This is a genomic window from Methylomonas sp. TEB (genome assembly GCF_047777895.1).
Classification (GTDB): Bacteria; Pseudomonadota; Gammaproteobacteria; order Methylococcales; family Methylomonadaceae; genus Methylomonas.
Map to the genome: position 1 here is coordinate 3922934 of NZ_CP180476.1, position 13998 is coordinate 3936931.

Genomic DNA, 13998 nt, shown 5'->3' on the forward strand with positions numbered 1-13998 from the left:
TCATCCAACTACAAATATTTATCGATATCATGCGCTTTAATTCCCCACGCCAGTAAATGCTCTATTCGATCATTTGCCAATCCCAAACGATTGGACATAGCTTGAAACAAGCCTTTCAAAAATAAATAACCCTGCACCGGATGATCGTCCAAATAAACACTCAACATATCACTACGAACTTCAAGTAAACACACATCCGTCAATGAAACAACAGAAGCCGTTCTCTCCCTAGGCTCGTACAAACAGACATCCCCAAATACCGCCCCAGCATCTAAATCGCAGAGACCTGGGCTTATTCGCCGATTACCATCCAGCTCTGCACCACCCAACACCCTAACAACACCTTCTTCTATGAGAAATAATGTATTTCCTTGCTGGCCTTTTTTTACGATGGTCTCACCCGCATTTAGGCGATATCGTTTCCAGCCGGAACCGTCAGAGAATTGCGCATTGGCTAGTACGTCACTAAATAATTCTTTCATGTCAGCCTGAATCTGCAAAGTAATGATCCTGCCTACTGCTTATAAGGTCGTATAATGATTATACGTATTGAAAAACCACTTAAACATCGACGCTAAATGCAAAGCTACATTTATTACAGCTACTTAAGCGCAGCCATCGCTTATGGTTTTTTACTTTTATACGCTTGCTTTAGGAAAAACTGGCATCTGCCTTTCATAATAGCAGTTTTGTGCTCGTTAGCATGGTGCACAAGCGTGATAATCGCCACAAAAAATAGCCATTTCTTCTTCGCTGACACGCTACCGTACGAAACTCTCCGGAATGCATCTTGGTTTCTTCAACTTGGAACGCTGCTGTCCAAACAAATATACAACGATCACAAGCAAATATTTAAGTCGAACGTTAGCGTAGTCGTTACCCTGATTTTAATGCTGGTTTTAGGTATCGAGATCTTCCCTGGCAGCCTAACCCTAATCCGAGAACATCTAAACGTCGATCCTCGTTTCGCATCGCACGTTGTATCCGCTGTATTTGGCCTCATCCTGGTTGAGCAGCTTTATCGCAGCACCCCCCTGAAGCAAAGGTGGAATCTCAAATTTCTGTGTATAAGCCTTGGCTCGCTATTCGCATTCGATTTGCTCGTTTACAGCAAATCACTGCTATTCAGCAGCCTGGACTTCGAGCTCTGGCAGTCACGAGGTGTAATTAACGCACTCATGACACCACTTTTAGCAGTCACATTGACCCGACTAAAGCTTAACAGCCAAAGTACGGAACTGACAACACCTCGCAAAACTATTTTTTACTCAACGATTCTCCTCGGTTGCGGCATCTATCTAATCCTTATGTCGTTTGCCGGTTTTTATATCAAACGCGCAAATACCGAATGGGGTGAGGCTGCACAAACTCTGTTTATTTTTCTCGCCATTCTCCTGCTGATTATCCCGTTTACATCTGGAAAAATACGAGCGATCTCCAAGGTGTATTTTAGTAAGCACTTTTTCCACTACAGCTACGATTACCGTGAAGAGTGGCTCAAGATCAGCAAATCATTGGCAAAACTTGAGTCGCTTGAGGAACTGAAAGGATTCATCATAACTACGTTAACGGACCTAGTAGAGAGCGCAGGAGGCGGTTTGTGGTTAAAAAACGATCAAGGCCATTTTTTTCTAGCTGCAGAACAAAACCTCAAACTCACTCCGCAAGAAATTGAATATCTCCACAACATAGGCGACCTGCCTCAATATTTAGCAAACAAGCAATGGGTGATCGATTTTTTCGAACTGGCTCATGCTCCGGAAGTATACGACGACATAGATCTATCGCCGTGGTGCTACGAAGATAGCCAAGTGTGGCTGATAGTGCCGCTATTTCACCTAAACAAACTTGAAGCTTTTGTCGTGTTAACGCAGGCGCGCGCGCCACGAAAGCTTGACTGGGAAGACCACGATCTTTTAAAAACTGTGGGAATGCAACTTGCCAACGCCCTCGCTCTCAACCGGACAAGTGAAGAACTCGCCAATAATCGTCAATTTGAAACTTATCACCGCCTTTCAGCATATTTGGTACATGACCTCAAAAATCTGGTAGCCCAGATCTCCTTGATCGTAAAAAACGCGGAAAAGCATAAACATAACCCGGACTTCTTCGACGATACCATAGACACACTAAATAATGTGGTCAAAAAAATGCACCATATTGTCGAACAGTTAAAACAAGGCGAGACCAACACAACCACAGCCAATACCTTCATCAATTTGGTGGAATTGGTTAAAAACATCGCGCAACAACATCTCGGCACTCCGCCGTTGCAGATGGACACAACACTCAGCGAGTGCTTCGTGACGGCCGACAAAATCAAACTGACCAATATCTTGACGAATTTAGTTCAAAACGCCCAAGACGCCATAGCGACAAGCGATGGATGGGTTAAGCTTGAATTAACAAAAAACCAAGACTATGCTGTCATCAAAATTATCGATAACGGCATAGGTATGGACCAACAGTTCATTGCAGAACGCCTATTCAAGCCGTTCGATACGACAAAAGGCAACGCCGGAATGGGCATCGGCGCATACGAAGCCCGCGATTACATTCTAAAGCAGTCCGGAAATATCCGGGTCGATAGCAATCCAGGCCGCGGCACTGCTTTCACCATCCAATTACCATTAGCTCAGCGAGTTTCCGCAAATCAAGGAAATAATGATCACTTCTAAAGTACTGTTAGTTATCGAGGACGACCTAGGCTTACAAAAACAACTGAAATGGGCCTTCGAGCAATACGAAGTAGTAATAGCAAGTAATAGAGACGAAGCAATAGCTGCACTTAGACGATATACGCCAAGCGTCGTTACCTTGGATCTTGGTTTACCGCCCGACCCCACCAACGCCACTGAAGGACTCGCCACTCTCAAGGAAATTCTCGCATTAGCACCGGCCACCAAGATAATCGTGGTAACCGGCAATGATGATCGCGCAAATGCGATTCATGCAGTAGCCTTAGGTGCTTATGACTTTTATCAAAAGCCGGTAGACCCGGACGTCTTGGGCCTGATTATAGAAAGAGCGTTTCAACTCGACGCATTGGAGCGCGACTACCAAATATTGCAGCAACAAAAGCCCCTGACCGGCGTGATCGCCACCAGTCCGCAAATGCAGGCGGTCATGCGGATGATTGAAAAAATTGCACCGACTCAAGCAACCGTTTTACTAATCGGCGAAAGCGGCACCGGTAAAGAGCTATTGGCAAAAGCCTTACATCGCCTGAGCACACGCGCCTCACAACCGTTTGTAGCGGTAAACTGCGCGGCCATACCAGAAACATTGTTAGAGAGTGAATTATTTGGCTACGAGAAAGGTGCATTCACCGGCGCAGTCGCGCAAACCAAAGGCAAAATCGAATATGCGCAGGGCGGCACATTCTTTTTAGACGAAATCGGCGACCTCCCTTTTGCCTTGCAAGCAAAATTGCTGCGATTTATCCAGGAACGGGTCATAGAACGGTTAGGGGGTAGAAAGGAAATTGCCGTGGATGTGCGCATTATATGTGCAACACATCGCCATTTACCCGACCTCATTGCGCAAGGTAATTTCCGGGGCGACTTATATTACAGGCTCAGTGAGATCGTCGTTGACATTCCCCCACTACGCGAACGCGAAGGCGACATTATTACGATAGCTAATGCTTTGCTACAGCGCTATTGCCGCGAAAACAACTCCAAAGAAAAACATTTTTCCCACGACGCCGCTCGTGCTCTTGAAGCTTATAACTGGCCTGGCAACATTCGGGAGATGGAGAACAAAATCAAACGTGCGGTCATTTTATCCGACAACAATTTCGTCACCGCCGAAGAGCTGGAAATTGGTACCGATAGCGACAAGTCTATGCCGCTGAATCTCAAATCGGTACGAGAAGCGGCAGAAACCATCGCCATCAAACGCGCACTGACCTACGCAGACAATAACATATCCGAAGCAGCTAAATTATTAGGTGTTACCAGGCCAACCTTGTACGGTTTATTTGAAAAATACGGACTGCAAGCTTTGCTGCGTAATCATACTGATGAACACCAGGATTGACATAGAAGGCCTACCAGCGAGAACGCTTGATAATTGCAGGCTAGGGTTTTACGCGGCGGATTTAAAGGGATAAATCAGATTCTCGACACATAAGAAATAACGCCGATTTGCTTTACCTGGCGCCCCCTCATATCGACAGGAACGTCAGTTGCAATATCCGAATATAAGCGAAAATCGTGTCGGTAACCCTCAAACCATAAAGAGTTTTCCAGCACTTGCTTTGTATTCAAATAATACAGCAGACGTGCACTTTGACGACTAGCATCACCCAGTTGCTGTATATCTAAGCCTTGTTTCTTAATACTGTACGCCAGTGCCGGATTGGCCAACATATACCAATATTTAATGCCCTGCTGGACGGAATAAACCGCCGCTGCCCGATACAGCCCCCACATTATGTCTCTATTGATATTGCGGTAATCGTGCAGAAAACTAATTTTGCGATTTTCTTCAGCTACCTCTACAGCCGAGTTTCTGAAGGCAAAGCGCCTTGCGTCCTTAGTAACGCATAGCCTGGAAATTTCAACGGAATTTTTGTATCTGCCGTTTGGTAGCCGTTGATGTGAACTACTACTTTCTTGAAACGGAAAAACGTGACCTTTGGGCTTGACCATCCTCAACCCGCCCAACCATTGCTGCGTGTATTTATGCCTAACTAAAAAATGAATTGCACTTTTATCCCATTCGTCGATTTCTTGCTGCGCCGGAAACTGCTCCGTATCGTCAAAGCCCATTTCATCGCAATAAACCCGGTATCTGAGTTGATAATGAATTTTTTTACTTTCAGGCGTATCAGCTAAAAATACCTCGAAACAATGATCGAAAGACTGCTTCTGTCGATTCAAGATACACCCCACCCTATAAATAAATATTCATAACAAGTTCAAATAGCTATAGCCGCTTTGTCTCGTTCCGCAGGTAAGGATGGTATAGCAAATTGAGTCAATTTCAAGCTAAATTGTAAAAAAAACTGACACTCGCTGATTAGGTTTTTTAATTTCCTCGTTCTATCTAGCTCGCATTCCAACGTAAATCCAGTGTAAACGAATAGTCTTTATTTAGCTCTTCACTAGGCAATTCCAATACGGTATCTGTTGGCGTATGACCGTGCTGCCAAAAACGACTAACCCTGCGTCCTTCAGCCTCGTAAGCATTAACTGGCAGCGTGTCGTAGTTGCGGCCACCGGGGTGAGAAACATGATACGTACAACCGCCGATAGACCGACCGTTCCAGGTATCAACCAAATCGAATACCAGCGGCGCTTGCACGCCGATAGAGGGATGCAAAGCCGACGGCGGGTTCCAAGCCCGATAACGGATACCCGCCACCAGCTCTCCTTGCTTGCCGGTGGCCTTTAACGGCACCCTGCGACCATTACAGGTTAAGGCATAGCGTTCACCCATCGCTCCACTCAGCGACACCTGCAAGCGCTCCACCGAGGAGTCGACATAACGGGCGGTGCCGCTGCTGGTGATTTCTTCGCCTAACACGTGCCACGGCTCAATAGCCTGATACAGATCCAATTGCAGATCGTTAACCCGCAGACTACCGATTCTAGGAAACCGGAATTCCAAAAACGGCGCGAACCATTCCGTCTTGAATTCATAATCCGCAGCTTGCAGATCGCGCGCCACATCGTAAATATCGCTGGCGATGAAATGCGGCAACATAAATCGATCATGCAATTGCGTCCCCCAGCGCACCAAAGGCTTCTTGTAGGGCTCGCGCCAAAACCAAGCTACCAGGGTTCGCAGCAGCAGCATTTGCATCAAACTCATTCGTGCGTGCGGCGGCATTTCGAACGCACGCAACTCCAGGAGCCCAAGCCGTCCAGCATCGGTACCCGGCGCATACAGTTTGTCGATACAAAACTCGCTACGATGCGTATTGCCGGTCATATCCACCAACAAATTGCGGAACAGCCTATCGACCAGCCACGGCGCGGCCACTTCGCCCTCCGGCATCTGTTGAAAGGCAATTTCCAGCTCGTACAGGCTGTCATTACGCGCTTCGTCGACGCGCGGCGCCTGGCTGGTTGGACCAATAAACAAGCCGGAAAACAAATAGGACAAGGCTGGGTGATGCTGCCAATACGTGACCAAGCTGCGCAACAAATCCGGTCGCCGCAAAATCGGACTATCGGCGGGTGTAATGCCGCCCAAGGTCACATGATTACCGCCACCGGTCCCGGTATGCCGGCCATCCAGCATGAATTTCTCGGTGCCGAGCCGGGTCAACCGGGCCAACTCGTACAAAGTAGTGGTGTTGTGCACCAGCTCTTTCCAACTGGCGGCAGGATGAATATTCACCTCTATCACGCCAGGATCGGGCGTCACCGGCAAACGGGTCAGACGCAAATCGTGGGGCGGCTGATACCCCTCTATTACCACCGGCATTTTCAAAGCCGCTGCCGTAGCTTCCACCGACGCGATAATGTCCAGGTAGTGTTCCAACTCGGTCGTGGGCGGCACAAATACAAATAAACGACCTTCACGGGCCTGAACCGACAAAGCGGTATGCGGCACCCATTCCGGATCGTGCGGCCTCTCATCATCGGCTGCGTCCATTTCGGTCGGATGTAGCCCCTGCTTGGCCATTTGACTGTAACGACGGCTAACTTCCGAATCAATATCGCCCAGAGGCTCCACCGGTTCGTACAGGCTACGTTCATGGGGGTGATCGCGCTTTTCAAACGGCACCCAAGGCAAACTGTTTAAAGGTAAACGCAAACCCATCGCCGAATCGCCCGGCACCAGGAACATAGCCCCACGCCGAAATTCCCAAGCACTGCTATTCCAAGAGCCGGCCTGATAGCTCCAGTGCAGCGGCAACACATAGCCGACCGGCGCGCCGAGATCCGCGCTGAGCAATTTGGCCAAGCGCTGACGCTCTAAGTCGTCTTTCAAATCGACTTGCAAAGGATCCAGGTTTTTCGGTACCAATCCCTCCTGCAACAGGTAGTAAAGAGGATCTTCGAAACCCGGCAGAATGAACTCGCCGGCCACGCCCAGCCGTTTCACCAAATCACGGATAAATGCATCCGCATGCTTGAGATCGAATCCATAATCACGGGTCTCATCCGCCAATAAGGCCGGATTTTTCCAGATCGGTTTGCCATCCTTGCGCCAAAAACACGCCAACTGCCAACGTGGCAACGGCTCGCCCGGATACCATTTGCCTTGGCCAAAATACAATAAGCCGCCCGGCGCAAAGCTGTCGCGCAAACGTCTGACCAATTTTCCGGCCAACTTGCGCTTTTCCTCGCCGTCAGCATCGGTATTCCATTCCGGCGCATCCATGTTGTCGATGGACACAAAAGTCGGCTCGCCGCCCATGGTTAAGCGCACATCACCCGCTTTCAGCTCGGCATCGACCTTTTCGCCCAGACGCTCAATGTCTGACCATTGCCTATCGGTATAAGGTTTGGTAACCCTTGGATCTTCATGGATGCGGCTAACACGATTGGAAAAATCGAAGGTAGTCTCGGCCTTGCCGATAAAGCCGCCGCTGACCGGCGCCGCACTGACATAATCTGCGGTACAGGCTAAGGGAATATGGCCCTCTCCGGCAAACAGTCCGGACGTCGGATCCATACCTATCCAGCCGGCGCCAGGAATATACACCTCGGCCCAGGCGTGCAGATCGGTGAAATCGTGATCGGTACCCGACGGCCCGTCCAGCGATTTCACATCCGCCACCAGCTGCACCAAATACCCCGATACAAAGCGCGCGGCCAAACCCATGTGCCGCAATACCTGCACCAGTAACCAACCGGAATCTCGACAGGAACCCAACTTTTTTTCCAGGGTTTCCTCGCAACTTTGCACGCCCGGCTCCATGCGGATTGCATAGTTGACGACCTGGTTCACGGCTTGATTGATGCCTACCAGAAAATCGACGATGCCTTGTTTATCCCGCTTCAAGCCGGCCAAAAAGCCTTTGAGCAAAGGCCCCTGCTCGCGAATCTCCAGGTAAGGCGCCAGCTCCTTGGCCAATTGCTCAGGATAAGCAAACGGGTAATGTTCCGCGTATTCTTCCAGAAAAAAATCAAAGGGATTGATTACCGTCATATCGGCGATCAAATCCACCTCTATCGAAAACTCCGTGGTTTTTTCCGGAAACACCAAGCGCGCCAGATAATTGCCAAACGGGTCCTGCTGCCAGTTAATGAAGTGCTTATCCGGCTTGATGGTCAGTGAATAGGCACTGACCGCCGTCCGCGAATGTGAAGCCGGCCGCAGCCGCAGCACATGCGGCGTCAACTGGACCGGATGATCGTAGTGGTAACTGGTTTTGTGGTTAATCGCGACTCTGATACTCATGCTGACACCGGACTGACTGCTTCACTCTCTGCCTGCAACAAGCGTAGATTTTCCTCTACCCCAGCGGCATGCGTTAATTCAGCAACATTCTGCTTTGTAAAGAAACCATCAAAATTACCGAAACGCTGCACGTACTCCACAATCAACGAAGAATGCTCGGACGCACTCGAAAAAATCTGCTTCAAACCTTCCTCACGCGATCCGATGACATCCAGCAGAAAGTCCTTACCTCTGGCCCGGATAGCCTGCACTACATAATCGATATTGGCCTGGCCGTTGATCTCACCGTCCGCTACTTCCAAAGCCACATGATGCAAGCGCGGTCCATAGTTGCGTACAAAACTTTCGGTCGGTGACGGCAAGCCCACCAAATGATTAACAAAATACGGATGATTGGCGGCGGTAAACACTTTGGCCGGACTAATGCGTTCCTCGGGATAATGAATGCTTTTGGTGACGTTGGTCGAAGAATTCTGATTGGCAATATCGTAGGACCCCCAATAGTAATAACTGGAGAGCGTCAAATATTCCAAAATCGCCACTTCCCGGTTCTGGCTGTAAACCCGGGTGGCTAAATGATCGATGGGCCGAATCAGTTTATCCAGCCCCAATTCCTCCTGAATTTCCTTGGCTTGCAGATAGCCGCGATTCACTTCATCGAGGATGATGCTGTTTCCCAAGGCATATACTCGGATGTCCTCCGGCGGCCTTTCCCAGTAAGCGACGATGTTATGGGTATACGGCGACGGTTTGACGATGGCCATATTGCCGGGCAATTCCAGTTTGCGAATTTGATCCTGATTAAAAAAGCGAATTTCCCTGGCTTTTTGCTGCTCGACCACTTCATGCAGGTTACTGACCCGGAAAATCTCACCCATATAGCGCGAGTTAGGCTTGTGGGCGCCAATCGGATACACCTCGTTCAGACTGCGGAAAATGTCAGCCCGACCGGGTGCACGCACTTCCCGCACCAACAAGTCCGGCGAATTCATATCAATCCGCAGCACGTGAGTCCAATGGCTCTCGGACTGTAAAGTGACCAAATAGTGGTAAGGCGTCATCAAGGCCAATTCGCTGACATAGGCCGCCGAACAGCCTGGCTCCACCGTCAACATTAACGCATCGATTTCGCGGATCATTTCGGTCAGGCCGGTTCGATCCCGGTTTTCCAGCAACTTGACCAGAAACTCGTCAAACCAGGGCGAATTGGCCTTGTCGCCCTGTTTGGGGTGGATCAGTGAATTTATCATCCGTTTTCCTCTAACTCTATTTGTCCGCCAGGCTGAATCGCCAAAATTTTGCTTAAACAGTTGGTGCAGCAATACACTGTTTACACAAGGACTTATTCCGGCCCATTAAGAAAGGCCCGCTGAATTTCAACGCCGAGCGCGTTGTTGCGCAAAATGAAATCCTGCAAAAACTGATGCAAGCCCGTCTTAAAAATGTCGGCCATCCGCCCATAATGCAGCCGCGCATGATTTTCGCCGGCCAAGCGCAGACACTCCCGGCCCCGCTGCCGACACAGTTGCTCCAGGATAGGCGCCAATTCGTCGTAACAGGCATGCAAGGAGCGCGGCATGTCGTCGCGTAAAACCAGTAACTCGGCCACTTTCCAAGGCTCGATGGTATCTCGAAATACTTTTTGATAGGCCTCGAATGCCGATACCGAACGCAGCAAGGAACTCCATTCGTAATAATCGACCTGGCCCTCGGGAGCTTCCACGGCCGGCAACAGCAATTGATACTTGGCATCCAAGAGTCGAGCGGTATTGTCGGCCCTTTCGACAAAGCTGCCCAAACGCACAAACTTGTAACTGTCATCGCGCAACATGGTGCCGAAGGTAACGCCGCGAAACAGGTGCGAACGCGATTTCACCCAATCGCAAAATTCGCTGATCTCAGCTTCTCGTAAACCTTGTCGAATCCGTTGCCTAAGTTCCAACCATAAGGCATTGACGGTCTCCCACATTTCCGAAGACATCGCCACTCGGACGGCACGCGCGTTTTCGCGCGCCGAGTTAAGAGCACTGACGATGCTGGACGGGTTACGCTCATCCAAAGCCATGAACTGAATCACATTGACCGCAGTGTAGCCGGAGTAGTTTTTCTCGAAAGCCTCGATATCATCGGCAATCTGCACCGGGGGTTTCCAGCGTGCGGCTTCGTCGTAGGCGCTATTGGCGACCAGTGACATCCGATAAGTGACGTCCAGCACCCGCGCCATATTCTCGGCGCGCTCGATGTAACGGGCCATCCAGTAAAGATGGTCGGCGGTGCGGCTTAGCATGTTGAGTCTCCGTGCAATACCCAAGTGTCCTTAGTGCCGCCGCCCTGCGAGGAGTTCACCACCAGTGAACCTTCCCGCATCGCTACTCGGCATAAGCCTCCCGGCACCAGCGTGGTGGTTTTGCCGGACAGTACAAACGGCCTTAAATCGACGTGCCTTGGGGCCACGCCTTGTTCAACTAAGGTCGGACAAGTCGACAATGCCAAGGTAGGCTGGGCGATGTAATTGTCGGGTTCGGCCAAAATCCGCGCCCGAAAATCCTCTATATGCTGTTTGGACGAGGTCGGCCCCACCAACATGCCATAACCGCCGGAACCCTGCACTTCCTTGACCACCAGTTCCTCCAGATGCTCTAACACATATTTCAAATCGTCGGGATTTTCCAGCTTGTACGTGGGCACATTGGACAGAATAGGCTCCTCACCCAGATAAAAACGCACCATCTCGGGTACATAGGTATAGGTGGCTTTGTCGTCTGCCACTCCCGTGCCAATCGCGTTAGCCAGCGTGACGCCGCCGTTGCGATACACGGAGACCAAACCCGGCACACCGAGCATCGAATCTTCGCGAAACGCCAGCGGATCGAGAAAATCGTCGTCAATGCGCCGATAAATCACGTCAATGCGCTTTGGGCCTTCCGTGGTGCGCATGAACACTCCGTTGTCCTTGCAAAACAAGTCCTGGCCCTCTACCAGTTCTATACCCATTTGCTGCGCCAGAAACGCATGTTCGAAATACGCACTGTTATAGGCGCCAGGAGTCAACAACACCACAGTCGGATCGTAAACACCCGGCTGCGCCACGGCCCGCAAATTGTTCAGCAACACCTGCGGATAATGTTCGACCGGCGCTACCGCATAACGGCGGAACAGTTCCGGAAACAGACGCATCATCATCTTGCGGTCTTCCAGCATGTAGGAAACCCCGGACGGTGTGCGCAGATTGTCTTCCAGCACATAAAATTCGTTCTCGGCAGTACGTACGATGTCGACGCCGGCGATATGCGCATAAATCCCGCCCGGCACATCCACGCCCTGCATTTCCGGCCGATACATCTCGTTTTCCAGAATGCTGGCGGGGACGATACCGGCTTTGATGATTTCCTGATCGTGATACAGATCGTTCAAAAATGCATTCAGCGCGGTGACCCGCTGAATCACGCCAGCCGACAACACCCGCCATTCCGTCGCGGCCAGAATCCGCGGCACCACATCAAACGGAATTAAGCGCTCGGCACCGGCCTCGTCGCCGTAGACATTAAAAGTAATGCCCACCCGCCGAAACAGCATTTCCGCTTCGCGGGACTTTTGCATCAACTGGGCGTGATCGGTACTGCTCAACCACTCCGCGAAGGGTTGATACAGGCGCCGGACGCTACCGGTTGAGGTACGCATTTCATCGAAAAAAGTATTTATATTCATGACCATCTTTCAGCAATCCACATGCCAATCTTATTAATGTCTATTTATCAAAAAGTTAAATCGCCACCACATCACCCAAACCGCTTTACGCACCACATCAGTGCAGCACACATCGGTAAGCGCCCTGAAAACGACCATAGCCGTTCACACGCCATTGTCATTTCCGCAGGCGTTGATTATTGTGATCGCTCTAAACCAGCAATTGCGGCGAGGCCAGACAGATGCAAACAGCTTTTTTCACGATATTCGGTGAAGTACTATTCGACAATTTTCCGGACGGCAGCCGAATCCTCGGTGGCGCACCGTTTAATGTCGCCTGGCATTTGCAAGCTTTGGGCAGGCCAGCCCTGTTTGTCAGCCGTATAGGTGAAGATGACGCCGGCCGCGAGATCCTCGCGGCCATGCAAAGTACCGGTATGACGCGATCTGCCATGCAGATCGACGCTACGCATCCAACCGGCAGCGTAGCGGTCAGCATAACAGACGGGCAACCCAGCTACCGGATTCTGGACCAGCAAGCTTACGACTACATTGAAGCAAAGGCGTTCCATCATGCCCACAAACAGGGCTTGCTCTATCATGGCAGTCTGGCTTTACGAAACCCGGTTTCCAGACAAACATTGCTTGATATTCAACAGAACTGGAGTGGCCTGGTGTTTCTGGATGTCAATCTGCGCGCGCCCTGGTGGCAAGCGGATGAGGTCTTGGGATGGATAGCCGGCGCGGATTGGTTAAAACTGAACGATGAAGAATTGGAATTATTGCTGCCTGACCAGCAGAGCATAGACACCAAGATGCGCCTATTGCAGCAGACGTATCATTTACAAGGCGTGGTGCTTACGCGCGGCAGCCAAGGTGCGCTGGCGCTGAATTCATCGGGGGAATTGTTCAGTATCGCCCCCGAAAGCCATATTGAAATAGTCGATACGGTCGGTGCCGGCGATGCGTTTGCAGCAGTTTTGTTATTGGGGATTGCCGAAAACTGGCCTATGCCCGTGATGCTAAAACGGGCGCAGGAGTTTGCGTCGGCGTTGGTAGGTCAGCGCGGCGCTACCGTCGCCGACCCAGCGTTTTATCAGGGGTTTATTGAAGCCTGGCAATAGCAGAGGCGTAATGTCTTGTGCCTCTGCGGCACTAATCAAGACTGTTGTCTGGCGGGCACACCGTCTGACCAATCGTCAGACTGGGCGGAGAAAAACTTTTTAAATATCGGCATAAAGCTAGCGGTGATCGGGATCGAATAAAAACAATACATGGCTGCCGCCTCGCCGGTACTGACGCCAAACAGCCATTGCGGCATGAACAAGGTCATCAACGCGCCAAAACAATGGTAGATGCCGATTCGCCAATTGTTTTTCCAGACAAACGCGCTGAACGCCAACGCAAACAGTGACCCATGGGTCACCAGCAAACCAAAGGCGCTGGAGATCGCATAACCGATATGGTAAATGCCCATGAACAGGCAGGAGTTCATCCGGCCGATGAAGTTAGGATCTATGTCAAACAGCTGCCAGTCGTTCGGCAAGCGGGTCAAAATCAAAAACAAACCACTCAAAGAACTACCGACAATAAAGGCTTTTTTCAAAGCCTTAGGGTCCGACGAATACGTCGCCAAAGCCGGCATGATCGCAAAGGCTTGCAGACTGATATGTACCGACGATAGCTCACTCAGGAATAAGTTGGTGCCATAGCCGCACTGATCGGCCACCGGATAAGCAAAATACTGAATAAACTCCATCAACGAGAAGTGAAAAATGGCGTAAGCCCTCGCCAGTTTCACCCAAAAGGTTTCGTCCTTATCCAGGAAAGTTACCGTGGAGGCAACGAGCCCCGCCACTCCCAGGCCCAAAGACATATTGGCGCTAAAACACATGGTTAATCCGTCATTTAAATTTTTAGAAGCGGCGCGTACCTTATCGCAGTCGC

10 protein-coding genes are annotated in these 13998 nt (G+C 50.4%); 3 read left to right on the forward strand and 7 right to left on the reverse strand.

Translation table 11 applies throughout. The features are described 5' to 3' along the window. Positions 1-8 precede the first annotated feature (8 nt). Complete coding sequence (locus tag ACMXD4_RS17615; RefSeq protein WP_033155694.1) at positions 9-482, reverse strand: Crp/Fnr family transcriptional regulator; 474 nt, start codon at positions 480-482, stop codon at positions 9-11. A gap of 96 nt (positions 483-578) precedes the next feature. On the opposite strand from ACMXD4_RS17615, the gene prsK reads away from it, so the two are divergent. Together prsK and prsR are read left to right on the forward strand one after the other, a co-directional pair. Beyond that, a complete protein-coding gene (gene prsK / locus ACMXD4_RS17620; RefSeq protein WP_205451161.1) occupies positions 579-2678 on the forward strand; it encodes an XrtA/PEP-CTERM system histidine kinase PrsK in 2100 nt (699 codons plus the stop codon). Then, the gene (prsR, locus tag ACMXD4_RS17625; protein ID WP_171694500.1) at positions 2665-4041 is read left to right on the forward strand and encodes a PEP-CTERM-box response regulator transcription factor; all 1377 of its coding nucleotides are present in this window, start codon (positions 2665-2667) and stop codon (positions 4039-4041) included. The genes prsK and prsR overlap by 14 nt, the downstream gene beginning before the upstream one ends. A 74-nt stretch (positions 4042-4115) precedes the next feature. On the opposite strand, the gene ACMXD4_RS17630 is transcribed toward prsR, so the two are convergent. From ACMXD4_RS17630 to ACMXD4_RS17650, 5 genes are all read right to left on the reverse strand, one after another. Further along, on the reverse strand, positions 4116-4886 hold the full coding sequence (locus ACMXD4_RS17630) for a PEP-CTERM/exosortase system-associated acyltransferase (RefSeq protein ID WP_415878932.1): 771 nt from the start codon (positions 4884-4886) through the stop codon (positions 4116-4118). 166 nt (positions 4887-5052) lie between these two features. Beyond that, positions 5053-8364 carry a DUF2126 domain-containing protein gene (locus ACMXD4_RS17635; protein ID WP_415878933.1) on the reverse strand — a complete coding sequence of 1104 codons (3312 nt, stop codon included), beginning with the start codon at positions 8362-8364 and terminating at the stop codon, positions 5053-5055. Continuing rightward, positions 8361-9614 carry a hypothetical protein gene (locus ACMXD4_RS17640; RefSeq protein ID WP_415878934.1) on the reverse strand — a complete coding sequence of 418 codons (1254 nt, stop codon included), beginning with the start codon at positions 9612-9614 and terminating at the stop codon, positions 8361-8363. Before ACMXD4_RS17640 ends, ACMXD4_RS17635 begins: the two co-directional genes overlap by 4 nt. A 92-nt stretch (positions 9615-9706) precedes the next feature. Then, a complete protein-coding gene (locus tag ACMXD4_RS17645; protein ID WP_033155700.1) occupies positions 9707-10651 on the reverse strand; it encodes an alpha-E domain-containing protein in 945 nt (314 codons plus the stop codon). Next, complete coding sequence (locus ACMXD4_RS17650; protein ID WP_415878935.1) at positions 10645-12078, reverse strand: circularly permuted type 2 ATP-grasp protein; 1434 nt, start codon at positions 12076-12078, stop codon at positions 10645-10647. The genes ACMXD4_RS17645 and ACMXD4_RS17650 overlap by 7 nt, the downstream gene beginning before the upstream one ends. A 215-nt stretch (positions 12079-12293) precedes the next feature. On the opposite strand from ACMXD4_RS17650, the gene ACMXD4_RS17655 reads away from it, so the two are divergent. Continuing rightward, positions 12294-13175 (forward strand): PfkB family carbohydrate kinase, encoded by an 882-nt coding sequence (locus ACMXD4_RS17655; RefSeq protein ID WP_415878936.1) that lies wholly within the window; start codon positions 12294-12296, stop codon positions 13173-13175. A 35-nt stretch (positions 13176-13210) separates the two neighbouring features. On the opposite strand, the gene ACMXD4_RS17660 is transcribed toward ACMXD4_RS17655, so the two are convergent. After that, positions 13211-13945: a DUF5765 domain-containing protein gene (locus ACMXD4_RS17660; RefSeq protein ID WP_415878937.1), complete on the reverse strand. Its 735-nt coding sequence runs from the start codon at positions 13943-13945 to the stop codon at positions 13211-13213. Positions 13946-13998: the final 53 nt, after the last annotated feature.